Source organism: Pseudarthrobacter lactosi, assembly GCF_055412785.1.
The window spans coordinates 1,497,556-1,522,607 of sequence record NZ_JBVAYS010000001.1 but is presented as its reverse complement, the minus strand read 5'-3'; the positions used below and the strand labels follow the sequence as shown (position 1 = coordinate 1,522,607).

At 65.3% G+C, this 25,052-nt stretch carries 27 protein-coding genes and 1 tRNA gene; 16 read left to right on the top strand and 12 right to left on the bottom strand.

Going from position 1 to position 25,052, the window contains the following annotated elements; all coding sequences use genetic code 11:
- The first annotated feature begins 56 nt into the window (after positions 1 to 56).
- The 4 genes from ACZY0Q_RS07015 to ACZY0Q_RS07000 are packed head-to-tail and all read left to right on the top strand — an operon-like array spanning position 57 to position 3,862.
- Positions 57 to 779: a flavodoxin family protein gene (locus tag ACZY0Q_RS07015; RefSeq protein ID WP_463915416.1), complete on the top strand. Its 723-nt coding sequence runs from the start codon at positions 57 to 59 to the stop codon at positions 777 to 779.
- A gap of 51 nt (positions 780 to 830) precedes the next feature.
- Entirely contained in the window at positions 831 to 1,913 is a 1,083-nt protein-coding gene (gene ygfZ, locus ACZY0Q_RS07010) for a CAF17-like 4Fe-4S cluster assembly/insertion protein YgfZ (protein ID WP_463915415.1), read from the top strand.
- The gene (locus ACZY0Q_RS07005) at positions 1,913 to 2,353 is read left to right on the top strand and encodes an ankyrin repeat domain-containing protein (RefSeq protein ID WP_463915413.1); all 441 of its coding nucleotides are present in this window, start codon (positions 1,913 to 1,915) and stop codon (positions 2,351 to 2,353) included. Before ygfZ ends, ACZY0Q_RS07005 begins: the two co-directional genes overlap by 1 nt.
- A gap of 3 nt (positions 2,354 to 2,356) precedes the next feature.
- Positions 2,357 to 3,862, top strand: a complete 1,506-nt coding sequence (locus tag ACZY0Q_RS07000; RefSeq protein WP_463915411.1) for a DHA2 family efflux MFS transporter permease subunit — start codon at positions 2,357 to 2,359, stop codon at positions 3,860 to 3,862.
- A 27-nt stretch (positions 3,863 to 3,889) separates the two neighbouring features.
- Here ACZY0Q_RS07000 and ACZY0Q_RS06995 read toward each other — a convergent pair whose 3' ends face one another.
- The 9 genes from ACZY0Q_RS06995 to ACZY0Q_RS06955 form a co-directional block, all read right to left on the bottom strand.
- On the bottom strand, positions 3,890 to 4,606 hold the full coding sequence (locus tag ACZY0Q_RS06995) for a GNAT family N-acetyltransferase (protein ID WP_463915409.1): 717 nt from the start codon (positions 4,604 to 4,606) through the stop codon (positions 3,890 to 3,892).
- Positions 4,607 to 4,699: 93 nt separating this feature from the next.
- Positions 4,700 to 5,725 carry an ATP-dependent 6-phosphofructokinase gene (locus ACZY0Q_RS06990; RefSeq protein WP_463915408.1) on the bottom strand — a complete coding sequence of 342 codons (1,026 nt, stop codon included), beginning with the start codon at positions 5,723 to 5,725 and terminating at the stop codon, positions 4,700 to 4,702.
- 96 nt (positions 5,726 to 5,821) lie between these two features.
- Positions 5,822 to 6,454, bottom strand: coding sequence for a response regulator (locus ACZY0Q_RS06985; RefSeq protein ID WP_463915407.1), 633 nt, complete (start codon positions 6,452 to 6,454; stop codon positions 5,822 to 5,824).
- Positions 6,451 to 7,710 (bottom strand): sensor histidine kinase, encoded by a 1,260-nt coding sequence (locus ACZY0Q_RS06980; RefSeq protein WP_463915405.1) that lies wholly within the window; start codon positions 7,708 to 7,710, stop codon positions 6,451 to 6,453. The genes ACZY0Q_RS06985 and ACZY0Q_RS06980 overlap by 4 nt, the downstream gene beginning before the upstream one ends.
- 64 nt (positions 7,711 to 7,774) lie before the next feature.
- On the bottom strand, positions 7,775 to 8,641 hold the full coding sequence (locus ACZY0Q_RS06975; RefSeq protein WP_463915404.1) for an ABC transporter permease: 867 nt from the start codon (positions 8,639 to 8,641) through the stop codon (positions 7,775 to 7,777).
- Positions 8,638 to 9,600, bottom strand: coding sequence for an ABC transporter ATP-binding protein (locus tag ACZY0Q_RS06970; protein WP_463915403.1), 963 nt, complete (start codon positions 9,598 to 9,600; stop codon positions 8,638 to 8,640). The genes ACZY0Q_RS06975 and ACZY0Q_RS06970 overlap by 4 nt, the downstream gene beginning before the upstream one ends.
- Before the next feature lie 178 nt (positions 9,601 to 9,778).
- Positions 9,779 to 10,030, bottom strand: a complete 252-nt coding sequence (locus ACZY0Q_RS06965) for a PspC domain-containing protein (protein ID WP_463915402.1) — start codon at positions 10,028 to 10,030, stop codon at positions 9,779 to 9,781.
- 3 nt (positions 10,031 to 10,033) lie between these two features.
- Entirely contained in the window at positions 10,034 to 10,327 is a 294-nt protein-coding gene (locus ACZY0Q_RS06960) for a hypothetical protein (RefSeq protein ID WP_463915401.1), read from the bottom strand.
- Position 10,328: 1 nt separating this feature from the next.
- The gene (locus ACZY0Q_RS06955; protein WP_463915400.1) at positions 10,329 to 11,909 is read right to left on the bottom strand and encodes a PspC domain-containing protein; all 1,581 of its coding nucleotides are present in this window, start codon (positions 11,907 to 11,909) and stop codon (positions 10,329 to 10,331) included.
- Between the two features lie 124 nt (positions 11,910 to 12,033).
- On the opposite strand from ACZY0Q_RS06955, the gene ACZY0Q_RS06950 reads away from it, so the two are divergent.
- Both ACZY0Q_RS06950 and ACZY0Q_RS06945 read left to right on the top strand, forming a co-directional pair.
- A complete protein-coding gene (locus ACZY0Q_RS06950; RefSeq protein ID WP_463915399.1) occupies positions 12,034 to 13,479 on the top strand; it encodes an ATP-binding protein in 1,446 nt (481 codons plus the stop codon).
- Complete coding sequence (locus ACZY0Q_RS06945) at positions 13,476 to 14,159, top strand: LuxR C-terminal-related transcriptional regulator (protein ID WP_463915398.1); 684 nt, start codon at positions 13,476 to 13,478, stop codon at positions 14,157 to 14,159. The genes ACZY0Q_RS06950 and ACZY0Q_RS06945 overlap by 4 nt, the downstream gene beginning before the upstream one ends.
- 209 nt (positions 14,160 to 14,368) lie before the next feature.
- Here ACZY0Q_RS06945 and ACZY0Q_RS06940 read toward each other — a convergent pair whose 3' ends face one another.
- A complete protein-coding gene (locus ACZY0Q_RS06940) occupies positions 14,369 to 15,586 on the bottom strand; it encodes a pyridoxal phosphate-dependent aminotransferase (RefSeq protein WP_426987262.1) in 1,218 nt (405 codons plus the stop codon).
- A gap of 275 nt (positions 15,587 to 15,861) precedes the next feature.
- Here ACZY0Q_RS06940 and ACZY0Q_RS06935 point away from each other — a divergent pair.
- The 9 genes from ACZY0Q_RS06935 to rplL all read left to right on the top strand — a co-directional run bounded on the left by ACZY0Q_RS06935 (position 15,862) and on the right by rplL (position 22,454).
- Positions 15,862 to 15,934 (top strand) — tRNA-Trp (locus ACZY0Q_RS06935).
- Positions 15,935 to 16,015: 81 nt separating this feature from the next.
- Positions 16,016 to 16,300, top strand: coding sequence for a preprotein translocase subunit SecE (gene secE, locus ACZY0Q_RS06930; RefSeq protein ID WP_463915397.1), 285 nt, complete (start codon positions 16,016 to 16,018; stop codon positions 16,298 to 16,300).
- A gap of 116 nt (positions 16,301 to 16,416) precedes the next feature.
- Complete coding sequence (gene nusG / locus ACZY0Q_RS06925; RefSeq protein WP_463915396.1) at positions 16,417 to 17,283, top strand: transcription termination/antitermination protein NusG; 867 nt, start codon at positions 16,417 to 16,419, stop codon at positions 17,281 to 17,283.
- A 129-nt stretch (positions 17,284 to 17,412) separates the two neighbouring features.
- Positions 17,413 to 17,844, top strand: coding sequence for a 50S ribosomal protein L11 (rplK, locus tag ACZY0Q_RS06920; RefSeq protein ID WP_141141219.1), 432 nt, complete (start codon positions 17,413 to 17,415; stop codon positions 17,842 to 17,844).
- A 142-nt stretch (positions 17,845 to 17,986) separates the two neighbouring features.
- The gene (gene rplA / locus ACZY0Q_RS06915; protein WP_160673153.1) at positions 17,987 to 18,694 is read left to right on the top strand and encodes a 50S ribosomal protein L1; all 708 of its coding nucleotides are present in this window, start codon (positions 17,987 to 17,989) and stop codon (positions 18,692 to 18,694) included.
- Positions 18,695 to 18,845: 151 nt separating this feature from the next.
- Positions 18,846 to 19,964, top strand: coding sequence for a GNAT family N-acetyltransferase (locus ACZY0Q_RS06910; RefSeq protein WP_463915395.1), 1,119 nt, complete (start codon positions 18,846 to 18,848; stop codon positions 19,962 to 19,964).
- 8 nt (positions 19,965 to 19,972) lie between these two features.
- On the top strand, positions 19,973 to 21,091 hold the full coding sequence (locus tag ACZY0Q_RS06905) for a GNAT family N-acetyltransferase (RefSeq protein ID WP_463916274.1): 1,119 nt from the start codon (positions 19,973 to 19,975) through the stop codon (positions 21,089 to 21,091).
- A gap of 305 nt (positions 21,092 to 21,396) precedes the next feature.
- Positions 21,397 to 21,996 (top strand): 50S ribosomal protein L10, encoded by a 600-nt coding sequence (gene rplJ / locus ACZY0Q_RS06900; RefSeq protein WP_058931710.1) that lies wholly within the window; start codon positions 21,397 to 21,399, stop codon positions 21,994 to 21,996.
- Positions 21,997 to 22,076: 80 nt separating this feature from the next.
- Positions 22,077 to 22,454: a 50S ribosomal protein L7/L12 gene (rplL, locus tag ACZY0Q_RS06895; protein ID WP_056344416.1), complete on the top strand. Its 378-nt coding sequence runs from the start codon at positions 22,077 to 22,079 to the stop codon at positions 22,452 to 22,454.
- 69 nt (positions 22,455 to 22,523) lie between these two features.
- On the opposite strand, the gene ACZY0Q_RS06890 is transcribed toward rplL, so the two are convergent.
- Together ACZY0Q_RS06890 and ACZY0Q_RS06885 are read right to left on the bottom strand one after the other, a co-directional pair.
- Positions 22,524 to 23,021, bottom strand: coding sequence for an aminoacyl-tRNA deacylase (locus ACZY0Q_RS06890; RefSeq protein ID WP_463915394.1), 498 nt, complete (start codon positions 23,019 to 23,021; stop codon positions 22,524 to 22,526).
- Between the two features lie 16 nt (positions 23,022 to 23,037).
- Complete coding sequence (locus ACZY0Q_RS06885; RefSeq protein WP_463915393.1) at positions 23,038 to 24,237, bottom strand: acetyl-CoA C-acetyltransferase; 1,200 nt, start codon at positions 24,235 to 24,237, stop codon at positions 23,038 to 23,040.
- Between the two features lie 223 nt (positions 24,238 to 24,460).
- Here ACZY0Q_RS06885 and ACZY0Q_RS06880 point away from each other — a divergent pair, with 223 nt between their 5' ends.
- Positions 24,461 to 24,931: a hypothetical protein gene (locus ACZY0Q_RS06880; RefSeq protein WP_463915391.1), complete on the top strand. Its 471-nt coding sequence runs from the start codon at positions 24,461 to 24,463 to the stop codon at positions 24,929 to 24,931.
- Positions 24,932 to 25,052 lie beyond the last annotated feature (121 nt).

The window sequence follows — 25,052 nt, the reverse complement described above, 5'->3', positions numbered from 1 at the left end:
ATTCTCAGTAGACTTGGCATCCTGGGCTTCATCGGCGAGTGAATCAAGGGAGCGTCATGGCAGCACCGCAGGACTCCACGGATTACAGCGACCTGAAGGCTGTGTTCTTCAATGGGACCCTTAAACGGTCGCCGGAGACCAGCAACACCGAGGGCCTGATCAACGTCAGCCGCCTCATCATGGAGAAGCAGGGTGTCAGTACCCGTGTGATCAGGACTGTGGATCACGACATCGCCAGCGGTGTCTACCCCGACATGACCGAGCACGGCTGGCCCTCCGATGCGTGGCCGGAACTGTACCCGGCTGTGGAAGAAGCCGACATTGTGGTGGTTGCCGGTCCCATCTGGCTCGGCGACAACTCCTCGCAGACCAAGAAGCTGATCGAACGGCTCTACGCCCACTCCGGGCAGCTCAACAGCAAGGGCCAATGGGTGTTCTACCCCAAGGTTGGCGGCTGCCTGATCACCGGCAACGAAGACGGCATCAAGCACTGTTCCATGAACGTCCTGTACAGCCTGCAGCATGTCGGCTTCACCATCCCGCCGCAGGCCGACGCCGGGTGGATCGGCCCGGTGGGCCCCGGCCCGAGCTATCTCGACGAAGGCTCCGGCGGCCCCGAATCCGACTTCACCAACCGCAACACCACGTTTATGACCTGGAACCTGTTGCATTTCGCCCGGATGCTCAAGGACGCCGGCGGGATCCCCGCCTTCGGCAATCTTCCTGAAGAATGGAAAGCCGGGACACGCTTCGACTTCGAGAACCCCGAATACCGCTGACCGGCTGCCCGAAACCGGAATACCTACCCACCTAAGGACGTTCCCCCAAGTATGACTACTCCCAGCCCCCTACTGTCGCGCCCCGGCGCCGTCGAGGCTACCGGCGCGGACGCCGGCGTCGCATCCCACTACGGCGAGCCCCTGCGTGAGCAGCGCGCCCTCGCGGCCGGTGCCGCCGTCGTCGACCTCTCCCACCGCGGCGTGGTGACGGTCAGCGGTCCGGACCGCTTGACCTGGCTGAACACCCTGTCTTCCCAGCAGGTCACGGGCCTGCAGCCGGGGGAGTCAAGCGAGCTGCTGTTGCTGAGTGTCCAGGGCCGGATCGAGTTTGACGCCCGCGTAGTGGACGACGGCGGGACCACCTGGCTGGTTGTTGAGGCCGCCGAGGCTGCACCGCTGGCTGAGTGGCTGAACAAAATGAAGTTCATGCTGCGCGTCGAGATCACTGACGCCTCCGCCGACTGGGCCGTGCTCGGGTCCACCAAGACTGTGGAGGAATGGTCCGGCCTGCTGGCGTGGCGGGATCCGTGGCCGCACGTCGGCGCCGGCGGCTACTCCTACGCTGTGGTTCCGGAAGAGGGACACCCGGGGCTGGAGCGGCCCTGGATCGAGTACCTGGTGCCGGTCGCCGAACTTGAGGAAACCCTGGCCGACCGCCCGCTTGCCGGTGTAATGGCGGCCGAAGCCCTCCGCATCGCTGCGTGGCGCCCCAGGCTGGGCGCCGAAACCGATGACAAAACCATTCCGCACGAACTGGACCTGCTCCGCACCGCCGTGCACCTGTCCAAGGGCTGCTACAAGGGGCAGGAGACCATCGCCCGCGTGCACAACCTGGGCCATCCGCCGCGGCGCCTGGTGTTCCTGCAGCTGGACGGCTCGCAGCACACCATGCCGGCTCCCGGCAGCCAGGTCATGCTCGGCGAGCGGAAGGTCGGGACAGTGACGTCCGTTGCCCAGCACTACGAAATGGGCCCGGTGGCGCTGGCCGTCATCAAGCGGTCCGTTGCGCCGGATGAAATGCTGACAGTGCTGGACGGCGAGGAGCCTTACATCGCTGCCCAGGAGGTAATTGTTGCCCCCGATGCCGGCCAGGTAGTGGGGCGCCAGACTGGATTCCTGAGGGGGACCCGCTGATGACCGAGAACACCGCAACCGGCGCCGGTTCACCCGACGACGCCAAAGCCGACGCCTCAACGCCTGACGACGAGGCCGTGGCGCTGGCGCACCGGCTCTTCGAGGCGGCAAGGGAGGGGGACACCGGGCTGCTGCGCACCTATCTGGACGCCGGGGCTCCGGCCACGATGACCAACGCGGCGGGCGATTCCCTGCTGATGCTGGCCGCCTACCACGGGCACGCCGAGACGGTGCAGCTGATCCTGGAGCACGGCGGCGAAGCCAATACGGCCAACGACCGCGGCCAGACCCCCTTGGCCGGTGCCGCATTCAAGGGGTACGTGGACGTGTCCCGCGTGCTGCTGGACGCCGGTGCGGATCCCGACGCTGGCAGCCCGTCCGCCCGGGCCGCCGCGCAGATGTTCGCCCGCGCGGACATCCTCGATCTGCTGGGGAACTGACGCTTGGAAAATGTAAAGCGGCCTTGGCCAGCCCTCTGGTCACTGGTCATCGGGTTCTTTATGATCCTGATCGACACCACCATCGTGTCGGTGGCCAACCCCAGCATCATGGAGGGGCTGGGAACAGACATCAACGCCGTGATCTGGGTGACCAGCGCCTACCTGCTGGCTTACGCGGTGCCGCTGCTGATCACTGGACGGCTCGGCGACCGCTTCGGACCCAAGAAGCTCTACCTCTCCGGCCTCGTGGTCTTCACGCTCGCCTCCCTCTGGTGCGGGCTGGCCGGTGACGTCCAGACCCTGATCACCGCACGGATCTTCCAGGGTCTGGGTGCCGCCATCATGACACCCCAGACCATGGCCGTGATTACCAGGATCTTCCCGCCGGACCGCCGGGGCGCCGCGATGGGCCTCTGGGGCGCCACTGCGGGCCTGGCCACGCTGGTGGGTCCAATCCTGGGCGGCCTGTTGGTGGACAGCCTCGGGTGGGAATGGATCTTCTTCATCAACGTGCCGGTCGGCATTGTCGGATTTATCCTCGCCTGGCGGTTTGTCCCCACGCTCAGCACGCACCCGCACAAGTTCGACATCCCGGGCGTGCTGCTCAGCGCCGTCGGGCTCTTCCTCCTGGTGTTCGGCATCCAGGAAGGCGAGACGTACAACTGGGGGACCATCGTTGGCCCCATCAGCGTCTGGGGCCTCATCATCGCCGGGATAGTGGTGCTCGGTGCGTTTATCGTGTGGCAGCGCTTCAACAAGGGCGAGCCGCTCCTGCCGCTGGACCTGTTCCGGGACCGGAACTTCTCCCTGGCAAACATCGGGATCACCACCGTTGGCTTCACCGTCACGGCCTTTGCGCTGCCGCTCATCTTCTACTACCAGCTGGTGCGGGGCATGACACCCACCGAGTCGGCGCTCATGATGGTTCCCATGGCACTCATCTCCGGTGGCCTGGCGCCCGTGGTGGGTAAGATCATCGACCGCGTTAATCCGAAATACATCGCTTCCGGCGGGTTGGTCCTGATGGCTGTGGCGCTGTTCTGGAACTCGGCCCTGATGCACCCGGACACCCCCATCCTGCTCTTCCTCCTGCCCAGTGCCGTCCTCGGGTTCGCAAACGCCGGCATCTGGGCGCCCCTGAGCTCCACGGCTACGCGCAATCTGCCGCCGCGCCAGGCAGGGGCTGGCTCCGGCGTTTACAACACCACCCGCCAGATCGGCGCGGTACTGGGCAGTGCGGCCGTCGCCGTCCTTATCCAGGCGCGCCTCGCCGCCGAGCTTCCCGCGCAAGGTCCCGGGGCGGGCGGAATGGAATTCTCCGGCCAGTTGCCCGAAGCTCTCCATGAGGGATTCTCGACGGCGATGGGCCAGTCCATCCTGCTGCCTGCCGGGGTGATCCTGGTGGGCGCAGCCGTGGCACTGTTCTTCGCCAAGCCCAAGGCAGTGGCTGGATGGGGCGGTCAGCCGGCGGCTCCTGCCGCCGTAGAGACCGCCGACCGGGCGATTTGAGGGTCAGTCGGCGGGCATCTTAGCGCGTCAGCCCAGGTGCACGCTGGTCTGGATGCCGCCCGCGGACAGGCCCAGCTGCCGGGCCAGGGCCACCGCCCCGGTGTTGCTGACTTCGGCGCGCCACTGAACGGTGAGGCCCGCCGCGAGGGCCTCGTGGGCGGCAATGGATGCGGCGACGGAGCCCAGGCCGCGGCGGCGCCACTCGGGGTCCACGAGGACTCCCATCTGTGCGAGAAGTCCTTCCCATTCACCGTAGGCGCCGCACGCCACCGGAAGGCGCCGCCCGTCCACCTCGTGGAGGATCGTGTACCGGTTCTCAAGGTCTGACAGGTGCACTTCGTTGACGTCATCCGGCGGGCACAGGCCTTCGAGCTCGATCGCCTCAGGATTTCCGTGGGACACAGTGAGCTCTTCGGAGGGCTGGCGTAGGGGCAGGTCGTCGGCGAAGAACAACGCTGCCGCGCCGAGGCCGTGGCCTCCGTGGGACCGGGTCAGGGTCAGGAGCGTCACATGCTGGGCCATCTCCTCGTCCGGAATTTCCGCGGCCGCGTCAATGACCCATTGCGGTCCCACCAGCGCAGAACTGCCGAACAGCCTGACGAACTCCACAGTCTCTGCGGCGTCGTCCGCCCTGACCATCCGCTCGCCGGAACTCAGCGACGCAGCGAAAGCGCCGTCGTCGAGCCCCAAATGCCGGGCCCAAGCGAGCTGGATGATGGCGGCGGAACCGGGGTCAAGAGTCATGTCTCCAGCCTACCCAGCACAGAGAAGCGCGAACGGACACTTGGGGCCCCACCGCGGAAGGGCCCCAAGTGTCCGTTCGCGCTGAGAGACGGCTCAGCCGAAGAGGACCGCAGCCTCGTCGTAGCGCTTCTGCGGAACGGTCTTGAGCTGGCCCAGGGCCTTGTCGAAGCTCACGTGTTCAATGTCGGTGCCTTTGAGCGCCACCATGGTGCCCCAGTAGCCTTCCACGACGGAGTCGATCGCGGCCATGCCCAGGCGGGTGGCGAGCACACGGTCGAACGCGGACGGCACGCCGCCGCGCTGGATGTGCCCCAGGATGGTGGCGCGGGTTTCGATGCCGGTGCGGCTTTCAATCTCGGGGGCGAGCTGGTCCGCGATGCCGCCCAGCCGGGGCCGGCCGAACGTGTCCAGGCCGCGCTCGGAGTGCGGGGATTCCATGTGGTCCGGCACAAAGCCCTCGGCCACCACAATCAGCGGCGCGCGGCCACGGTCGTGGGCTTCCTGGACCCACTCGGTGATCTGCTCGATGCTGACCTTCTGCTCGGGGATCAGGATGGCGTGCGCGCCGGCGGCCATGCCGGCGTGCAGGGCAATCCAGCCCACGTGGCGGCCCATGACCTCGGCGATCATGCAGCGGTGGTGGGACTCGCCCGTGGTCCGGAGCCGGTCGATGGCCTCGGTGGCGATCTGCACGGCGGTGTCGAAACCGAAGGTGTAATCCGTGGCGTCGAGGTCGTTGTCCACGGTCTTGGGGACGCCCACGATCTTCAGGCCGGCATCCGTGAGGCGCTTCGCGGCGGCGAGGGTTCCTTCGCCGCCGATCGCGATGATGGCGTCGATGCCGAGGCGGTCCATGTGGGCTTTGATGACCTCCGGCCCGCCGCCGTTTTCAAAGGGGTTGGTGCGGGAAGTGCCCAGGATGGTGCCGCCCTGCTTGGCGATGCCGCGGACCATGGTGCGGGGGATGTCGATGATGTCGCCTTCGACGACGCCCCGCCAGCCATCCAGGAACCCCACGAATTCGTGGCCGTGGATGGCGATGCCCTTGAGTACGGCTCCGCGGATGACAGCGTTCAGTCCGGGGCAGTCGCCACCGCTGGTAAGAATTCCAATTTTCATGTCTCGCTCAAATCCTGGTGTGAAGGTATACAGGCAGAGCGCCACGCTGAGCTCACCTAGATTGTAGTCGGCGGTGTGCGTTACGACACAAACCGGTTACAAAAGGCCCCGTTCCATGGCAAGGACCACGGCACGCGTCCTGTCGTCCACATCCAGTTTGTTGAAGACCCGCAGCAGGTGGGTCTTGACCGTCGCTTCGGCAATGTGGAGCGCCGTGGCCACTTCGGGATTGCTCAATCCCTGCGCCACGCAGCGAAGGACCTCCACCTCCCGGGCTGTCAGCCGCGGCAGTTCGGGCGCACGCATCCGCGAGACGAGACGTGCCGCCACCGGCGGGGCGAGAACCGTCTCACCGCGCGCTGCGGCGCGCACGGCCTCGATGATGCGGTCCCCGGCGGTGTCCTTCAGGAGGTAGCCCACCGCCCCTGACTCCACGGCGCGCATGATGTCGGAGTCGTCGTCGTAGGTGGTCAGCACCAGCACCTTGGTGTCAGGAAACCGGTCCCGGATCTGCGCGGTGGCGCCGGCGCCGTCCAGGACGGGCATCCGGAGGTCCATGAGTACGACGGCGGGGCGCAGCCGGCTGACGGCGTCCACCGCCTCCTCGCCGTTGGCCGCGGCGGCCACCACGTCGATGCCGTCCGCGGTTTCCAGCAGGGCAGTGAGGCCGCTCCGCACCACGGGGTGGTCATCGGCGAGGACCACCGTCACAGTTTCCGGGGCCCTCATGCCGTGGCTCCGGGCATGATTGCCTCAGTGCCGCCGGGCCCTGTAGCAACGGTGGGGACCTCCGCCACCAGCCGGGTGGCGCCGGGCGCGGACGTGACCTGGAGCCGGCCGCCGATTTCGTCCAGCCGGGCAGCCATCGATTTCAGGCCGAACCCCTGGTGGTCCGCCGCGACGTCGAAACCCTGGCCGTTGTCCGTGACTGTCAGCCGGAGCAGCGGCGGGTCACCGGCGGGGATATCCATGAGAACCTCCGCCGCTGTGGCTCCGGAATGCCTGCGGACATTGTTCAGGGCCTCCTGGGCGGTCCGGAGCAGGGCCACCTGCTGCGTGGACGGCAGCGGGGGCAGGCTGCCGGGCATTGTGATTGTCAGCCGGATGCTGTCCAGGTGCAGGGTGTCCGGCAGCCGCTTCAGCGCCGCCAGGAGGTCGCCGCCCTGGACATCGGACGGGACGCCTGAGGCCACCAGGGCACGGGCTTCGGCCAGGTTCTCCCGGGCCGTCCGCGAAATGGCGGTGAGGCTGCGCACGAGTCCGGAAGGTGCCTCGGGTTGTGCCCTGAGTTGGGCCTGCGCGGCCTCGGAAAGCATGGCGATGGACGTGAACCCTTGGGCCAGGGTGTCGTGGATTTCCCGGGCCATCCGCTCCCGCTCAGCCAAGGCACCGCGTGCCTGCTCGGCGTTGTTCAGTTCGTGGCGCGTGGCCTCGAGTTCGGCCAGCAGTTCGGCACGCTGTTCGCTTTGCTCAATGACTTTCGAGATCCAGAGGCCGATCATGCAGCTGGCCACAAACGAGGTCACCAGCTGGGCCGTGATGCCGTAGACCTCCGTGCCGGCGAGTCCCCAGCGGCTGATCTGGCCCACGGCCACGCCGATGCACAACACGGCGGTGGCCACCACGCCCTGCCTCTGCGAGGACGTGAACATCCAGACCTGCGGGAAGGCCACGAAAAGCAGGACCCCGGCGCCGTCGTACACAAACGACAGGAACACCACCACGGCCACCAGCAATGCCACGTAGATGCTGGGCCTCCGTGTCCTCAGATCCCTGGTCCGGGTGAGGAACGGGTAGGCGGCCCCCAGAAGCGCCAGAGAACCGATGACCAGGGATGTCCCGGGCTCGCGCTCGTTGCCGAAGAGGGCGAAATAGGACACGCTCGCGAGCGCAGCGTAGAAGCCGACGTGCCACCAGACCATGGAGGTTGTCCATACGGACCGTGCCGGCAGCAGCCGCTCGGTCCGTCCGCTCATATAGCTCATGGGTGCACCCTATCCGTGTGCCGCGGGGCCACCAAGATCAACGATCGGTGCGGCACGGAACCGGCTACTTCTGCGGCGGCCACTTGAACGCCAACCGGGCCAGCACCGCACCCGCGACCACCCAGATGCCCAGCACCACGAATGTCAGCGGCAGGTTGTACGTGCCGCCGGGCTCAACGGCTTCAAAGCCGGCAGGCAGGAAAACAGACCTGAAGGCGCTCGCCGTCCAGCGCAACGGGAAGAAATTGGTCACGGACTGCAGCCAGTCCGGAAGCTGGGAGAACGGGAAGTACACGCCCGACGTGAAGGACAGGAGCAATACCGGCAGGACCGCCAGGGTGGAAGCGCTTTGTGCCGATTTGGGCAGGGCGGTGAAGGCGATGGCCACGGTGGCCCAGGCTGCCGTTGCCAGGAGCATCAGCAGCGCCACCAGGCCCCACTGCCCGGCATCCCGGGGGAGCGGGACGTCGAACAGCACGGCTGCCGCGAGCAGCAGGAGAACAGTCTGCGCCACGATCAGGTAGAGCGTCTGGCCTGTTTTCCCGATGAAGTACGAGGCCGCGGGCAACGGCGTTCCGGCCAGCCGCTTCACCGTGCCGTTAAAACGCTCCGTGGCCACATAGCTGCTGAGGTTCTGGAACCCGCTGAGGATGGTACTCAGCGCAAGCATGCCGGGCAGGTAGTAATGCGCCGGGGTGATGCCGCCCTGCCCGTCCGGACCGGCCCCGAAGTCCGGCTCGTCACCGAAGACAGTCCCGAACAGGGACATCATCAGGATTGGGAAGAAGAGGACCAGGACCAGAGATAGCACGTCACGGTTAAATAGTTTGATCTCCAACAGTACCCGGCCAAGTCCCAGGCGCAGGACTGATGGACGCCAGGCGGGACGGTCCGTGGCGGGAGAGACGGTGGCGGGGACTGCTGCACTCATCGGAGGGCTCCTGAAACGGATGGTGTTGCGTTGGAAGGTTTCTGAGACGATTCGGCGCTGAGATCGGCGGAGCCGGCGGCGCCGATCAGTTGGAGGTAAATGTCCTCCAGGCTGGGACGGACGACGGCGAGCTCCGCCGGCTCTAGTGCGCCGCCGTCGGACAGCGACGCGACCAGGGAAGCCGGCTGCTCGGTCACCACTTCCCGCAGGCCGGAAGCATCCCGCCACCGGACACGTGGCACGCGGAGGCCCGGGCCGCCGATGTCCTGCGGGCCGCCTTCGGCGATCAACCGCCCCTGGTTGATGATGCCGATCCGGTCCGCCAGTTGCTCGGCCTCGTCAAGGTAGTGCGTGGTGAGGACAATGGTGGTGCCGCCGCTGCTCAGTTGGCGGATGAGGTCCCAGAACTGCCGCCGGGCCTCGGGATCGAAGCCTGTAGTGGGTTCGTCCAGGAACAGGACTTCCGGGTTGCCGATGATCCCCAGCGCCACGTCCAGCCGGCGCCGCTGGCCGCCCGAAAGGGTCGAGATCCGGACCCCGCCCTTGCCGCCCAGCCCTACGGCCTCAATGACCTCGTCCACCGGCCGGGGCGCGGGGAAACAGGCAGCCAGCGACCGCAGCGCCTCGGAAACCCTGAGTTCCCCGGAATCTGTGGCCTCCTGGAGCACAATGCCGATCCTGGCACGGAAGGACGGTGCCGCCTTCCAGGGGCGGGTTCCCAGAACCATGACCTCGCCGCTGTCCGGTTTCCGGTGGCCTTCCAGGATCTCGATGGTGGTGGACTTGCCGGCGCCGTTGGGGCCCAGGAGGGCGTAGGTTTCGCCGGCACGGACGGTCAGGTCCAGCTGGTCCACTGCCGTGAGGGTCCCGCCTTTGGGCAGGCCGTACGTTTTGTTGAGGCCACGCACGGTGATGGCATCAGGGGCTTGCCGCTGCCCGGTGCTGAGGGAAGTGTTCATGCTTCCAGCGTGGCAGTCCCGGGGTGCCGGCCAACAGGCCCGGCCGGTTGAACCTGTTGTCCACCGGCCGGTGGACAACAGCGGTGGACAAGGGCAGCAGAAAGGCCCCCGCTCCCGGAACGGTTCCGGGGAGCGGGGGCCTGACGGTTCCAGCCTGGGTGTCAGCTCGCCTGGGGCGTCAGCTGATGGAGCGGCGGTCCAGGAAGTTCTGCAACGGAATGGAGTTCTGCTGGTCCGGGAGGACCAGCCACGCCGCGAGGTACAGGACCACTGCGGGACCGGGGAGGAGGCAGAAGACCAGGAACGCGATCCGCACGAAGGCCACATCCACGTTGAGCTTTGCAGCGATTCCGCCGCACACGCCGCCTATCCAGCGTTGGGGTCCACGTTTCAGGCCGAAGCCCCTGACGATGCTGAAGAACTTGTCCATGGTTCAAGACTTCCCTGTTGTGGGTTCGTTGTCACGTTTCCTGGCCGATAGCAGCCCGCCGACCACCAGGGCGGCGCCGGCGCCGATCATCAGGCCGATCAGGACGTAGGTGCCGTTCAGGGTCACCACGCCCAGCTGGGCGATGATGATCAGGGCGGCCAGCGCCATCACGATGAGGCCCCAGACTATGGTGCCCACGCGGGCGGATGGCTGCTGCGGTGCGTCGGCTGCTGCGTGGCCGGCCGCCGTCGTGCCTTCCGGAGTGTATGGATCTGGTGACGGATTGACGTTGCTCATGTCAGTTCCCTTCCTGGATGGTGACGTTGCTGAAGGTGCCGTCGATCTCCACGATCATCTTGGCGCCGGGCTTGTCGGTGTTGTAGCTGCTCTCCCGTGTGGAGATGCCGCTGCGGTGGTCGCTGCCTTCGGTGAGGTTCCCCATGGTCATGTCCGCCTTGATGTCCACGGGGACGTTGTCCGGGATGACCACCGTGACGTTGCTGGCGGTGATGTCGAGGGGAACTACGACGTCGGAGGGCAGCGGGGCGGTGACGTTGAGCTCCGTGAGGTCAACAGTCCCGCGGCCTGCGGTGACGTCGTAGCCGTCCCTTGCCTGTTCGATGCTGACGGGGGCCCAGTCGACCTGGGTGAAGCGGACCCGGTCTCTGTTACCCACAGCATTGAAGATGCCGCCGATCACCAGGGCAACCACGGCGAAGAAGCCGAGGATTCCGGACGTCCTGCCGCGCAGGCCGGCGATGAGGATGCCCAGGCCCAGGACGGCTGCGCCGCTGGCCCAGACGATCGCGTTGGTGGCGTCGCCGAGGTTGATCAGGTTGCCGGCGTCCAGGGCTTTGAGCCCGCCACCCACCAGGAGCGCTGTTCCGGCGGTGATGGCCACTGCCGGGGCGCCGGGCCCGGAGGGGCGGATCTTGGGTGCGCGGGCCGGGCCTTGCGGTGGCTGGTAGCCGCCGTAGGCACCGCCGTCGCTACCGCCGCCACCAAAGCTGCCGCTGCCGTAGCTTCCGCCGCCGTAAGGCGGGTTGACGCCCGACGGCGGGACCGGAAGGTAAGGCGCGCTGCCGGGCGTGCCGGACGTGCGCGTCGAAGCGGAATCCGTGGCCGCAAACGGCGAGGCGTAGGGGGTTGTGGGGTAGGCGGCCGAATAACCGGAGCTTCCGCCGGCCGGCTGCGGTGTGGCGTTCATGGGTGCTCCATTCCGGGCCTTGCTGCGTTGGGTCAGGTAGTAGATGAAGTAGATGGCGCCGCCCACCCAGAAGACGGTCCAGAGGAATCCGCCGAAGCCGTTGCGGCTCCAGCCCCAGAATCCGCCGCCGAGCCCGGTGAGCCCCACCACGGTGGTGATCAGCGAGCCTGTCATGCCGCTGGACCAGCGGCCGGCGCCGGCTTCCTGGACGTGGATGCGCCCGTCGGGTTCGGGAAGGAATGCCCAGGCCAGGCCGTAGAGCAGGACGCCGACTCCGGCGAAGAGGGTAAGGACAATGAAGATGCCGCGCACAATCAGCGGGTCGATGCCCATCCGGTGTGCGATGCCGCTGGAGACGCCGCCGATCCACCGGTCGCGTCCGCGCTGGATGCCGTGGCTCCGGACCCAGGTGAAGAAGTCATTGGACTGGCCAGGCGCCTTGGCGCTGGCATACGGGCCGGAGTACTGGCCTGCAGATTGGCTGGAATAGGGGCCTGAATACGGGCCGGCATCGGGTCCGGCATTCGTGTCGCCGTAGGGGCCGGCGGCCGGGGGTGTGTCCTGCGGGGAAGCCGGGGACGGCAGCAGGGGTTCGGTTGGCTGGTCCGGGTCGCGTGGGGGGAGCGGTGCCGTGGGCTGGCCATCATCGGGGGTAGGGGTCTGGGAGTTCATACTTCGATCCTGCCGTCCGGGGCGGCGCAGCTCTACTGGGGAACACCCTGACTCGCCCCTGAGTTACCCCCGGTTCAGGCCGGAATCGGGTCCGGGGAACCCTGATCCGTGCTTGGATTGACACATGACCACCGCCCTTACCCGCCCGCCGCTTGTCCGCAGCAGCGACCGCGTCATCGCGGGCGTATGCGCCGGCCTTGCGGCCCATCTGGGCTGGCCGGTGAAAAGCGTGCGGATCGGCATGGCGCTCGCAACCCTCGCCGGCGGCGCCGGGTTGGCCTTCTATGGGTGGCTCTGGATCATGGTCCCCACAGCCGACGAAAGCGCCCGGCGCAACGCCAGGCGTCCGGCGTCGCCCATTGCCCCCGCCGTCAGCCTGGACCCGGCCTTCGGTGCCGTACCGCCGCCTGTGTCGCTCTTGCCCGGTGCGCCCGCGGCCGCCCCCTGGTGGGGAAATCCCGACGCCGGTGCTTCCGCCCCCAGTTTCGCCCCCGGCGGTGTCTCCGGCGGCGGGCCCCGTGCTGGCTACCCAGCCGGCTATCCGGCCGGCTATCCGGCCGCCGTGCGGCCGCCGTGGTTCCGAGTCCGCAGCATGCGGTACGGCAAGGAAATACTGTTGGGCGCCGGGCTCCTCCTGGTGGCGGGCATCATGATTGCCCGGCTGCTCGGTGTGGACGTGCCCCTGGAGACGCTTATCCCCGCCGCTGCCGTGCTGGGCGGTGCCGCCATAGCCTGGATGCAGCTCGACGAAACCCGCCGCGCGGGGCTCGTGGACAAAACCAAGGCAGACCAGGCAGGCGGCTGGGCGCGTCTGGCCGCCGGTTTGGCTCTGGTGGTCGCCGGCGTGCTGGTGATGGTGTCCGGCTCCGGATCCTGGGAACAGACCTGGCTGGCGCTGCTGGCATCGGTGGCGGTGCTGGGCGGCGTGGTTCTGGTGCTCCTTCCGTGGGCCCTCAAATTCTGGCGGGACCTGGAAACGGAGCGTGCGGGGCGTATCCGCGAAACGGAGCGGGCCGAGATTGCTGCCCACCTGCACGACTCCGTCCTCCAGACCCTCGCCCTGATCCAGCGGCGGGCGGGAAACGAGCACGACGTTGTCCGGCTCGCCCGGGCCCAGGAACGCGAACTCAGGAGCTGGCTGTTCCAGGACCCCGGTAAGGAGGCAGGCCAGCTTTCGGACCGCATCAAGGCGGTGGCTGCCGAGGTGGAAGACTCCCTCGGTAACGCCGTGGAGGTGGTGAGCGTCGGGGACACCGCCATGACTGAATCCCACGAGGCGCTGGTCCAGGCCAGCCGTGAGGCCATGCTCAATGCGTCCCGTCACGGTGGCGGTACTGTCGCCGTCTACCTCGAAGTGTCCGACGGGCGCACGGAAATCTTCATCAAGGACAGGGGTCCGGGCTTCGACCTGCAGGATGTACCCGAAGACCGGCTGGGCGTCCGTGAGTCGATCATCGGACGCATGAAACGGCACGGCGGATCTGCGTCCATCACCAGCACGCCGGACGGCACGGAGGTGCGGCTGGGAATGCCGGTGCTCCAAACGGACAACGCGGAAGGGAAATCATGAACAACGTACAGGGGACCGGACCCATCCGCCCCGCACAGCCGGTCCGGGTGGTGATCGTGGACGACCACGCCATCTTCCGTTCGGGACTCAAAGCCGACCTCGATCAGAGCATCCACGTCGTCGGGGAAGCGGCCACGGTTGAGCAGGCCATCGCCGTGATAGCGCGGGAGCGTCCGGAGGTGGTGCTCCTGGACGTGCATCTGCCGGGTGGCCTGGGCGGCGGCGGCCGGGAAGTCATCGCAGGTTCCGCGGCGCTCCTGGGCACCACCAAGTTCCTGGCCCTGAGCGTCTCCGACGCCGCCGAGGACGTGGTGTCGGTCATCCGCGCCGGCGCCCGGGGGTATGTCACCAAGACCATCTCCGGTGCCGAAATCACCGATGCTGTGTACCGCGTGGCCGGCGGCGACACCGTGTTCTCGCCCCGGCTTGCCGGCTTCGTGCTGGACGCCTTCGGTACCGCTCCCGCAGACATTGCCGACGACGAGCTAGACAGGCTTTCCGCCCGTGAGCTCGAAGTGATGCGCCTGATCGCCCGCGGCTACAGCTACAAGGAGGTGGCCAAGGAGCTGTTCATCAGCATCAAGACCGTGGAAACCCATGTGTCGGCCGTGCTGCGCAAACTCCAGCTTTCCAGCCGGCACGAGCTCACCAAGTGGGCCGCCGAACGCCGCCTCCTCTAACCCACCCAGGACGCTCTCTCACTTAAAGCGCCCTTTTCCCAGACGCTCTATCACTTAGTGCGGCTTAAACCGGAACGCTCTATCACTCCCCTAAAGAAAGTGATAGAGCGTTTGGGGTTTTCCTGCAGTAAGTGATAGAGCGTTTGGGGTTTTCCTGCAGTAAGTGATAGAGCGTTTGCGTTTTTCGTGCAGGAAGTGAGAGAGCGTGCCTACTTGGCCTGGCCCAGGAAGTCCTGGAGCCGGGCCACACCGGTGGCCAGGTCCTCGTCGCCCAGTGCGTAGGAGAGCCGCAGGTAGCCGGACGGGCCGAAGGCCTCACCCGGCACCACGGCCACCTCAACCTCATCCAGGATCAAAGCAGCCAGTTCGGCGGAGGTCGACGGCGTAGCGGTGCCTGCCGCCGTCGGGAATTCCTTCCCCAGCAGCGCACGGACGTCCGCATAGACGTAGAACGCACCCTTCGGCGTCGGGCACTCAACACCGTCAATCGCGTTCAGGCCGGCCACGATCGCCTTGCGGCGGCGGTCAAACGCCACCTTCATCTCGTCGACGGCGGTCAGCGGTCCGGAGACAGCGGCGAGGGCTGCGATCTGCATGATGTTCGAAACGTTGGAGGTGGCGTGCGACTGCAGGTTGGTGGCCGCCTTGATGACATCGGCCGGGCCGATCATCCAGCCGACGCGCCAGCCGGTCATCGCATAGGTCTTGGCCACGCCGTTGAGGATGACCACTTTGTCGCCGAGTTCCGGGGCTGCGGTGGCGATCGAGGTGAACGGGACGCCGTCGTAGGTCAGGTGCTCGTAGATCTCGTCGGTGACCACCCAGAGGCCCTTGGCGGCGGCCCACTTGCCGATCTCAGCCACCTGCTCCGGGCTGTAGACGGATCCTGTGGGGTTGGACGGCGAGACAAACAGCAGGATCTTGCTTTTGTCCGTCACAGCGGCCTCAAGCTGCTCAACGGTGACCAAATAGTCCTGCTCAGGTCCGGCGAACACCTCAACCGGGACACCGCCGGCGAGCCTGATGGCCTCCGGGTAGGTGGTCCAGAACGGCGTGGGGACAATCACTTCGTCGCCCGGATCCACCAGCGTCGCGAAGGTGTTGTACACAGCCTGCTTGCCGCCGTTCGTCACCAGGACCTGGGAGGGATCCACGGCGTAGCCGGAGTCGCGGAGCGTCTTCTCGGCGATGGCCTTTTTGAGCTCCGGCAGGCCGGCGGCGGGGGAGTAGCGGTGGTACTTGGGCTGGCTGGCGGCCTCGATGGACGCCTTGACGATGTAGTCCGGAGTGGGGAAGTCCGGTTCCCCTGCCCCGAAGCCAATAACCGGCCGGCCGGCTGCCTTCAGCGCCTTGGCCTTGGCATCAACAGCCAGGGTTGCGGATTCGGCAATTGCGGAAATGCGCTTGGAAACGCGGGCGGCAGACATGGCGGGGTCCGTTCTTCGCTTGCAGCCCGGAAGGCTGAATGGTGGAATTCGACGTGATCTACTCTATGCTGTTCAGCGGATCGTTCGGGCTGCCGGCGTGGATGTGACTGCAGGTCAACTCACCCACCAGGGCGGATTGGACGGTCCGGAATGAGGCTGGTTCGACGTAGACGAAGTTGTTGCGTAGACTGGTTCTCCGGTGTTGAAAACACGGATGATGACGTGCGCCCCAGTGAAAACTGCGGAAGTTTGTCAGGATGCTGTTTTCGATCCATAGGGTAGTGGCGCAATTGGTAGCGCAGCGGTCTCCAAAACCGCAGGTTGCAGGTTCGAGTCCTGTCTGCCCTGCGCAAGCTGTTCCGGCGGAATGCCGGAGCATGCGCAGCAACCATGGTTCTGATCAGGACCGGGTAACCCAACATTGCAAAGATGAGCGAGGATCAGGTGACCGAAACAGCTGCCAGCAGCTCCAAGGGCCGCCCAGCTAAGAAGGACGCCAAGGCAAACTTCTTCGCTCGTATTGCACTCTTCATGCGCCAGGTCATCGGTGAACTGAAGAAGGTTGTTGCACCAACCCGCAAGGAACTGATCAATTACACGCTCGTGGTGCTGGTGTTCGTGGCCATCATGATGGTGATCGTCAGCCTGCTGGACATCGGTTTTGGAACCGCTGTCAGCTGGGTCTTTGGCGGGATCGCTCCCACGGACCGCTAAGGCATATCGTCCGCAGGCCGCGTGGCCTTGTCCGGCAAAACCGGAAGAATCCACGCGGTGTGCGGAATTGAGCCATTTAAATAGGCATGTTAGGCAATGAGGAAGCAGGAGACCAAGTGTCTGAGCAGGAGCTCGAGGTAACCGAGACTGAGCTGGAAGAGTCCACGGACAACACGGCGGCCCCCACGGTTGAAGCCGGTGAAGAGTCCGAGGTTGAGTCCGCTGCGCCCGATTCCGCCGACGCCGATTCCGCCGACGATTCAGACGATTCAGAGGATGCCGATTCAGAGGGTGACGCCGTAGAAGGCGAACCTGCTGAAGGCGACTCAGAGGGCGACGACGCTGATGCAGACGCCCTGGCAGCCGCGGCCGCCAAGGCCGAGGTTGACCCCGCCGACGAATTCAAAGCCAAGCTGCGCCGCCAGGAGGGTGACTGGTACGTCATCCACTCCTACGCCGGCTACGAAAACCGCGTCAAGGCCAACCTTGAGACCCGCATCCAGACCCTGGACATGGAAGATTACATCTTCGAAATCCAGGTGCCCATGGAAGAGGTCGTTGAGATCAAGAACGCTCAGCGCAAGGTCATCAACCGCGTCCGGATCCCCGGCTACGTCCTGGTCCGCATGGACCTGACGGATGCCTCCTGGGGCGCCGTCCGCCACACTCCCGGTGTTACCGGCTTCGTGGGCAACGCCCACAACCCGGTGCCGCTGCGACTTGACGAAGTCTTCTCCATGCTCGCGCCGGTCTTCGAAGAAGAGCAGGCCGAAAAGGGCAAGCCCGTCAAGCACGCTGCCGCCCAGATCGACGTCGACTTCGAGGTCGGCGAATCGGTCATCGTCAAGGAAGGTCCGTTCGAGACCCTCCCCGCCACGATCTCCGAGATCAAGGTGGAATCCCAGACTCTCGTGGTGCTCGTGTCGATCTTCGAGCGCGAAACCCCGGTCACGCTGGCATTCAATCAGGTCAGCAAGATCTAATAAACGCACATAATTCGTTCCGGACTGCCCGCTTAGCAGACCCGGAACGGCCGGCCGCCTCGCCATGGCGGCCAACAACCTGAGGCACGCTCCTGTGTCCCAGGAAGATATTGAGAGAAGGACCTTACATTGGCTCCCAAGAAGAAGGTCACCGGCCTCATCAAGCTGCAGATCCAGGCAGGCGCCGCTAACCCGGCCCCGCCGATCGGTCCTGCACTTGGCCAGCACGGTGTCAACATCATGGAATTCTGCAAGGCGTACAACGCTGCCACAGAAGCCCAGCGCGGAAACGTTATCCCCGTGGAAATCACGGTCTACGAAGACCGTTCCTTTACGTTCATCACCAAGACCCCGCCGGCTGCAGAGCTCATCAAGAAGGCTGCAGGCGTTGCCAAGGGTTCACCCACCCCGCACACCGTCAAGGTTGCCAAGCTGACTAAGGCCCAGGTCAACGAGATCGCCACCACCAAGATGGAAGATCTCAACGCCACCAGCCTCGAAGGCGCAGCGAAGATCATCGCCGGTACCGCCCGCTCCATGGGTATCACCGTAGAAGGCTAATAGCCTTCACCGTCGGGAAACCGGCACCACTGCCGGACAACCGGCACAAACCGTAACGCCGCAGGATCCATGCAGGATCTTCGGCTGTGGCAGGGCCCAGCGCGGTCCGCAGACCACAACTGCACAAGGAGAAATAAGCAGCATGGCAAAGCGCAGCAAAGCATATGAGGCAGCAGCCGCCAAGATCGACGCGGAGAACTTCTACGCGCCGTTCGAGGCAGTAACGCTCGCCAAGGACACCAACCCGTCCAAGTTCGACGCCACCGTTGAGGTTGCCTTCCGCCTGGGCGTTGACCCTCGCAAGGCTGACCAGATGGTCCGCGGCACCGTTATCCTGCCCCACGGCACCGGTAAGGTCTCCCGCGTCCTGGTCTTCGCAACGGGCGACAAGGCTGAAGCAGCAATCGCTGCCGGCGCCGACTTCGTTGGTTCCGATGACCTGATCGAAAAGATCGCAGCCGGCTGGACCGACTTCGATGCAGCCGTAGCAACCCCTGACCTCATGGGCAAGGTTGGCCGTCTTGGTAAGGTCCTGGGTCCCCGTAACCTGATGCCGAACCCGAAGACCGGCACCGTGACCGCAGACGTCGCCAAGGCTGTCAACGACATCAAGGGTGGCAAGATCGACTTCCGCGTCGACAAGCACTCGAACCTGCACTTCATCATCGGCAAGGTTTCCTTCGACGCCCTCAAGCTGGCCGAGAACTACGCAGCAGCACTGGAAGAGGTGCTTCGTTTGAAGCCGTCCGCTTCCAAGGGCCGCTACATCCAGAAGGCCACCGTGGCCACGACGTTCGGTCCCGGCATCGCCGTGGACCCCAACGTCACGAAGGTCCTGACCGAGGTCTAGTCCTCAGCAGCACTTCGGCCGGAATATTCTGGCCTACCAAAGGACCGCCCGGCACTGCGCCGGGCGGTTCTTTGGTTTTAGCCCGACAGCCACGGACCAAACGGCGTCCGGTCCGCCCTCGACCAAACCCCGCAGATGGTTAGGATGGGGCATGACCGGCCAGCAGCTGAAGATCACCGCAGTCGCCATTCCTTCAGCGCTCGACGCCGGGACCGACCAAAGTGCGGGCGGCACCGCCGGCGTCATGGACTTCCACGAGTGCCACGCCTTGCGCGAGAAACACGAGCTGGAGAAATGGGGCGATCTGGATCGCTGCCCCACGGCCATGGAGAGCCTGGAATACTGGCGCGGCAATGAGTACGAAGATCGCCGGCTCTTCATCGCACGGCTGGGCCAGCAGACCGTGGGAACCTGCTCCGTAACCCTCCCCCTTCGTGAAAACACGTCCACGGCAGGGATCCAGGTGGATGTGGCTGCACGCTTCCGGCGGCTGGGTTTGGGCCGCCGGCTGCTGGCACACGTCGAGGCGGTGGCCGCGGACGCCGGCCGGACTTCCCTGGATGCCTACTGTGAGTTGCCTGCCGGGGCGGCGGAGAATGCGGCCCGGCTGATCCCCGCCAAATCGGGCGCGGGCGGGCTCCCCGCGGACGACCCTGCCGTGGCCTTTGCGGCCCGTGCGGGTTACGAGCTCGAGCAGGTGGAGAGGGCCAGCAGGCTCACGCTTCCGGTCCCGGCGAACCAACTCGACGCCCTGGAGATGGAAGCGTCTTCCCGGGCAACCGGCTACGCCTTGGTGGGCTGGTCTGACAGGTGTCCTGTCGAACTGGTGGCGGAATACGCAGTCCTCAAGAACCGGATGAGCACGGATGTCCCCATTGCCGGGCTGGACTGGGAAGCCGAGGACTGGGATCCGGCCCGGGTCCGGCAGGAGGAGCAGTCGAACAGCCGCGGCGGCCTGCAAAGCCAGGTCGCGGCAGCGCTCCACAGGCCTACCGGCAAGCTTGTGGCTTACACGGTCCTGAACTGGCGGGCGGGCATTCCTGCCACCATTGCCCAGCAGGACACCCTGGTCTCGTCCGAGCACCGCGGCAAGAGGCTGGGATTGCTGATCAAGGCGGCGAACCTTCGGGCCGCCCAGCATCGATGGCCCGCGGCGCGATCGGTGCTGACATGGAACGCCGTGGAAAACCGGCATATGCTGTCGATAAATAATTTGCTTGGATTCAAACCTGCTGGTTATGAGGGCGAATGGCAGAAACGGCTGGGATGACGCACCTGATGGCAGAAGACGTACGGATCGAGCAGCTGTGGATCCCGGACACCTTGGACGCGCCTGACGCAACGGATTTTCTGGCTGCCGTGGAGGTGGGCCGCAAGGTACGGATGCAGACCTGGGGGAGCGATGACCTCGCGTACACGGCGCTCGAGAAGCTCCTTGAACTGGCCGATCCCTATGAGCGCCAGATCATCCTGGTGGCCAAAGCCGGAGACCAGATCATCGGAGCGGTGGATATCGCCCTGCCGCTGACGGACAACCTGGACACGGCGGAGTTCACCCTGGACATCCTGCCTGAATTCCAGCGCCAGGGTGTGGGCCGCAAGCTGCTCCTCGCCGCTGAACAGCTGGCGCGCAGCGAGGGCCGCACGCTGATCCTCGTGGACACCAACCATCCCGGCGCGTCCCTGCACGAATTCGAGGCTGCCCAGCTGGTGCCGGGTTCGGGCCAGGGCTTTGTGCCGCTGGACAGCCGGGAAGTCGCATTCGCGCGCCGGACGGGCTACACGCTGCAGCACATCGAACAGTTCAGCGCCTGCGCACTGCCGCTGGACACCAAACTCGTGGCCGATCTCCAGGCCGAGGCCGATGAAGCCAACAACGGGCGGTACCGGCTCCATCACTGGACTGACCGCTGCCCCGATGAGTGGCTGGAAGCCGTGGCCGTGCTCGAGAACCAGGCGGGCGCCGACGTCGACCCTTCCCTGGAGACCCCCGTTGAGCAGGACATGGTGTTCGACGGCGGCATCCTCCGCGAGGCGGAAGGGGTCACCATCGCACAGGGAAGGCGGACGGTGGTCACCGCCGTCGAGCACCTGGCCACCGGTGCCCTGGTGGGCCTGACCACCATCAGCGTCCTGGCGCACCGGCCCGATGTGGTGTTCCAGGACGACACCCTGGTCCTGCAGGAGCACCGCGGGAACAAGCTGGGGCTGCTGATCAAGGTGGCCAACATGGAGCGGCTCACCGAACAGTTCCCCGATGCCAGGGTGATCTACACCTGGAATGCGCCGGAGAACAGGTACCTGCTGACGGTCAACCAGCAGCTTGGCTTCACCACGGCCGGTGTGACGGGCATATGGCAGAAAGAGCTTCCGTATCTGGGTACCAGTAAGAGCTGAGGCCGATTTGCACGATTTGGTAGAGGGGCGGCCCGTCCCGTAAGCTTGGAGTACCAAAGACCGTCGGTTGTTGGAAATCCATTCTCCTGAGCGCAGCTCAACTCTGCAGTTGTGTGCGGGAGGCCAAATGTATTTCTGGACGAAGGACCCTGAACATAGGGCGGCCGGCGCAGGTGAACGAAGCAACGCTCCACAGTGAAAGCCGTGTCGAGCCAAGCCCCGTGCATCTGCGCGGGGCGTTTTTTAGTTTTAGCTCATCTGAGCGGGGACCGTCGCATACCGGCACTATCCCCGGAAGGAGGGTTATGGCAACGCCTACAAAGGTTTCAGCAGTAGCTGAGATCACTAACGATTTCAAGGAATCGAACGCCGCTGTCCTGACCGAATACCGTGGGCTCACCGTTGCACAGCTCAAGCAGCTGCGTGTTTCTCTCGGCCAGGACACCAAGTTCTCGGTCGTCAAGAACACCCTGACCGCAATTGCAGCCAAGGAAGCTGGTGTCGAAGCATTCAACGACCAGCTCTCCGGCCCTACTGCAATCGCGTTCATCAAGGGTGACGCAGTTGCCGCTGCCAAGAGCCTGACGGATTTTGCCAAGGCCAACAAGCAGCTGGTTATCAAGACCGGTTACTTCGAGGGCAAGGCACTGAACGCGAGCGAAGTTGCTGCCCTGGCAGCACTCGAGTCCCGCGAGCTGCAGCTCGCAAAGGTTGCAGGCATCCTCAAGGCTCCTGCTGCCGCCGCTGCACGCACCATTGACGCACTGCGCCTCAAGCTCGAAGAAGCGAACGGTGCACCGGCAGCAGCCGAGGCTCCCGCCGCGGAAGAAGCTCCGGCCGCAGACGAAGCTCCCGAAGCAGCTGCAGAGGCTCCCGCCGAAGCACCCGCTGCCGAAGAGAACTAGTTTCTCTTTACCCACCAGATTCCGGTGTGAAGGCAATGGCCCAGGCCGCCAAGCACCACCTATAGGAAGGACGCCACACCATGGCGAAGCTCACCAACGAAGAGCTCATTGAAGCTTTCAAGGAACTGACCATCATCGAGCTCTCCGAGTTCGTCAAGCTCTTCGAAGAGACCTTCGAAGTTACTGCAGCTGCAGTTGCTGTTGCTGGCCCCGCCGGTGGCGGCGCAGCTGAAGAAGCTGAAGAGCAGACTGAATTCGACGTTATCCTCGAATCAGCTGGCGAAAAGAAGATCGCAGTGATCAAGGAAGTTCGCGCAATCACTTCCCTGGGTCTGAAGGAAGCTAAGGACGTTGTTGACAGCGCCCCGAAGGCTGTTCTCGAAGGCGTCACGAAGGAAGCTGCCGAGAAGGCAGTGGAGCAGCTCCAGGCTGCCGGCGCAACCGTTACCCTCAAGTAACTCACGCCGCTTCACGGAAACCCCGTCCACTTCGGTGGGCGGGGTTTCCTGCATTTAACGGTGGGCCGGCTAGTTCGGCTCGGAGATATCTGCGACGACGGCGCCGAGTGCTGCGGTGAGGGCGTCGGCGTCCACAAACGCACTGTAGCCGTGTTCCCCGGCGCCCATGGAGATGCGGCGTCCGGCAATGGTGGCGTCCGCGTACACCGGCCAGGCGGTAGTGCTGCCGAGTGGAGTGATGGTGCCCCGTTCGTAGCCGGTTGCGTCGAGCGCCACGTCCGCGGGCGGCAACGAGAGTTTGTTAACGCCCACCAGGGTCCGCAGTTTTGGCCAGGAGATTTGCCGGTCACCGGGAATCAGCGCGAACAGGAACGTTCCGTCCTTGTGTTTGACCACCAGGGACTTCACGATGTCCGCAGGCGTGATGCCCAGGATCCCGGCAGCCTCGTCGAGGCTCCGGGCGGCGAGGCGCTCCACAACCTGCACGGCCAGTCCGCGCGCGGCGGCGTCAGCAAGGAAGCGTTGACGTCCGACGGCGGCGCTCTCGTTGCCGGCCTGCCCCGCCATCAGTCCCTGCCCGCCATCAGTCGCGGTACAGCAGGAGGGCTTCGCCCTGACCGCCGCCGCCGCACAGGGAGACCGCGGCCTTGCCGCTGCCGCGCCGCTTGAGTTCGTAGGCCGCATGCAGCGCCAGCCGCGCACCGGACGCCCCGATCGGGTGGCCCAGCGCAATGGCACCGCCGTGGATGTTGCACTTTTCCAGCGGGTAGTCCAGATCCTTCAGCGACTGCACTGCAACCGAACCAAACGCTTCGTTAATCTCGATGAAGTCCAGGTCGGTGGTGCTCCATTCCGCCCGCTGCAGTGCGTTCATGATGGCGTGGGACGGCTGCGAATGCAGGGAGTTGTCCGGACCGGCAACCTGGCCGGGCTTTCCCACCACAGCCAGGTATTCCAGGCCGTGCTCCTCGGCAAACTCGCGCGATGCCAGGACCAGTGCGGAGGCGCCGTCCGACAGGGGAGAGGAGTTGCCGGCCGTGATGGTTCCGTCGCTGACGAAGGCTGCCCGAAGCACGGCCAAGGACTCGATGGAGGTATTCGGGCGAACGCCTTCATCGGTGTCCACAACGATGGGATCTCCCTTGCGCTGTTTGACACTGATGGGTGCGATCTCGTCATCGAAGATGCCGTTCTTCGCCGCCAGCGCCGCGCGCTGGTGCGATTGGGCGGCCACGTTGTCCTGCGAGGTCCGGTCGATGCCCAGCGTCAGGTTCTTGGTTTCGGTGGACAACCCCATGGACTGGCCATCGAACGCATCCGTGAGTCCGTCGTGCGCCGCGACATCCAGCGCCTGGATGGCGCCGTAGGTCCAACCCTGGCGCGAACCGGGCAGGAGGTGGGGCGCACGGGACATGGATTCCTGGCCACCGGCCACCACCACGGTGGCATCGCCGCTGCGGATCATCCTGGCGGCGTCGATCACCGCAGTCAGCCCGGAGAGACACACCTTGTTGATGGTAAGAGTGGGAACGTTCCAGCCGATCCCTGCACCAATGGCGCTCTGGCGCGCGGGGTTCTGCCCGGCACCGGCCTGCAGTACCTGGCCCATGATGACGGCATCCACCTGGCCGGCCTGCACGCCGCTCGCGGCAACAGCGGACCTGATCGCGTGCGCTCCGAGTTCGACGGCGGTGAAGCTCGCCAGTTGCCCGTTGAGCCGGCCCTGCGGTGTGCGCGCACCGGCCAGAATGACAACGTCAGTGGTCTCGTTGGAGTTGCCCATAGTGATCTCTTCCGCTCTGAATTGATGTACTTCCAAGGCTACCGTGAGGCATGTCACCCATTAATCCAAACGCCAAATGGGCGCCGGTGATTCCAGTCGTGCCGGCCGAGGCCCATAGGGGAGAACTACCCATCCGCCGGATGTGCGCGTGGTCGCGGCGGTGCGTAGGGTGGACGGCGGAGACGAAAGCATCAGAGCAACACCAAAAACAGGGAGCAGCATCTTGAAGAAAATCCTCGCCGCGGCAGCCATGGCCAGCCTCGCCGGACTCACCGCCTGCAGCGTTGCCACTCCTGCGCCGGAGAGCTCTTCATCAGCAGCAGCCCCCACGGCGTCCACTTCCGCGCCCTCCACTGCGTCGCCGTCGCGCTCTTCCAGCCCGTCAGCCGCGCCTCAGGCCGGCGGCGTAAAAGGGGCCTGCGAGACCTTTAACGCCCTCTACGCCGACTACAAAGCGATCCAGGGCGATTCGAACGCCTACGAGGACATCTATTTAGCCGCGGACGACGCCCAAGATACGGTGACAGGGAACCTGGTGGGTCTGTTCGCGTCGCTGAAGGTCCTCGCCATCGATCACTCATCTGCAGTTAATAAGGGCGCCGCGCCCGAGCAGGAATCAAAGGACGCTGTGCGTGACGCCGTGTTCGCCAACGCCGGCGAATGCACAGCAGCGGGCGTTACGCTGCGGCTCTGACGCCTCGTGCGGCACAAAAAATCAGTGCTTGCAATAAGTTCGGTTGTGGGGTAGACACGTAATTGGTTTTGCCGTATCGTAGATATTTGCGTCTTCCCTGTTTACCTTCAGCCTTCATATA

What these genes read in the sequence shown, in the direction of transcription:
- ACZY0Q_RS07005 (WP_463915413.1), top strand. Translation starts at nt 1,913, where the DNA reads ATGACCGAGAACACCGCAACCGGCGCCGGTTCACCCGACGACGCCAAA.
- ACZY0Q_RS06955 (WP_463915400.1), bottom strand. Translation starts at nt 11,909, where the DNA reads ATGAACTCCCAGACCCCTACCCCCGATGATGGCCAGCCCACGGCACCG.
- ACZY0Q_RS06940 (WP_426987262.1), bottom strand. Translation starts at nt 15,586, where the DNA reads ATGTCTGCCGCCCGCGTTTCCAAGCGCATTTCCGCAATTGCCGAATCC.
- ygfZ (WP_463915415.1), top strand. Translation starts at nt 831, where the DNA reads ATGACTACTCCCAGCCCCCTACTGTCGCGCCCCGGCGCCGTCGAGGCT.
- ACZY0Q_RS06960 (WP_463915401.1), bottom strand. Translation starts at nt 10,327, where the DNA reads ATGAGCAACGTCAATCCGTCACCAGATCCATACACTCCGGAAGGCACG.
- ACZY0Q_RS06950 (WP_463915399.1), top strand. Translation starts at nt 12,034, where the DNA reads ATGACCACCGCCCTTACCCGCCCGCCGCTTGTCCGCAGCAGCGACCGC.
- ACZY0Q_RS06890 (WP_463915394.1), bottom strand. Translation starts at nt 23,021, where the DNA reads ATGGCGGGGCAGGCCGGCAACGAGAGCGCCGCCGTCGGACGTCAACGC.
- ACZY0Q_RS07015 (WP_463915416.1), top strand. Translation starts at nt 57, where the DNA reads ATGGCAGCACCGCAGGACTCCACGGATTACAGCGACCTGAAGGCTGTG.
- ACZY0Q_RS06985 (WP_463915407.1), bottom strand. Translation starts at nt 6,454, where the DNA reads ATGAGGGCCCCGGAAACTGTGACGGTGGTCCTCGCCGATGACCACCCC.
- ACZY0Q_RS06990 (WP_463915408.1), bottom strand. Translation starts at nt 5,725, where the DNA reads ATGAAAATTGGAATTCTTACCAGCGGTGGCGACTGCCCCGGACTGAAC.
- ACZY0Q_RS06885 (WP_463915393.1), bottom strand. Translation starts at nt 24,237, where the DNA reads ATGGGCAACTCCAACGAGACCACTGACGTTGTCATTCTGGCCGGTGCG.
- secE (WP_463915397.1), top strand. Translation starts at nt 16,016, where the DNA reads ATGAGCGAGGATCAGGTGACCGAAACAGCTGCCAGCAGCTCCAAGGGC.
- ACZY0Q_RS06970 (WP_463915403.1), bottom strand. Translation starts at nt 9,600, where the DNA reads ATGAACACTTCCCTCAGCACCGGGCAGCGGCAAGCCCCTGATGCCATC.
- rplA (WP_160673153.1), top strand. Translation starts at nt 17,987, where the DNA reads ATGGCAAAGCGCAGCAAAGCATATGAGGCAGCAGCCGCCAAGATCGAC.
- rplL (WP_056344416.1), top strand. Translation starts at nt 22,077, where the DNA reads ATGGCGAAGCTCACCAACGAAGAGCTCATTGAAGCTTTCAAGGAACTG.
- ACZY0Q_RS06995 (WP_463915409.1), bottom strand. Translation starts at nt 4,606, where the DNA reads ATGACTCTTGACCCCGGTTCCGCCGCCATCATCCAGCTCGCTTGGGCC.
- ACZY0Q_RS06975 (WP_463915404.1), bottom strand. Translation starts at nt 8,641, where the DNA reads ATGAGTGCAGCAGTCCCCGCCACCGTCTCTCCCGCCACGGACCGTCCC.
- ACZY0Q_RS06965 (WP_463915402.1), bottom strand. Translation starts at nt 10,030, where the DNA reads ATGGACAAGTTCTTCAGCATCGTCAGGGGCTTCGGCCTGAAACGTGGA.
- rplJ (WP_058931710.1), top strand. Translation starts at nt 21,397, where the DNA reads ATGGCAACGCCTACAAAGGTTTCAGCAGTAGCTGAGATCACTAACGAT.
- ACZY0Q_RS06910 (WP_463915395.1), top strand. Translation starts at nt 18,846, where the DNA reads ATGACCGGCCAGCAGCTGAAGATCACCGCAGTCGCCATTCCTTCAGCG.
- ACZY0Q_RS06905 (WP_463916274.1), top strand. Translation starts at nt 19,973, where the DNA reads ATGGCAGAAGACGTACGGATCGAGCAGCTGTGGATCCCGGACACCTTG.
- ACZY0Q_RS06945 (WP_463915398.1), top strand. Translation starts at nt 13,476, where the DNA reads ATGAACAACGTACAGGGGACCGGACCCATCCGCCCCGCACAGCCGGTC.
- ACZY0Q_RS06980 (WP_463915405.1), bottom strand. Translation starts at nt 7,710, where the DNA reads ATGAGCTATATGAGCGGACGGACCGAGCGGCTGCTGCCGGCACGGTCC.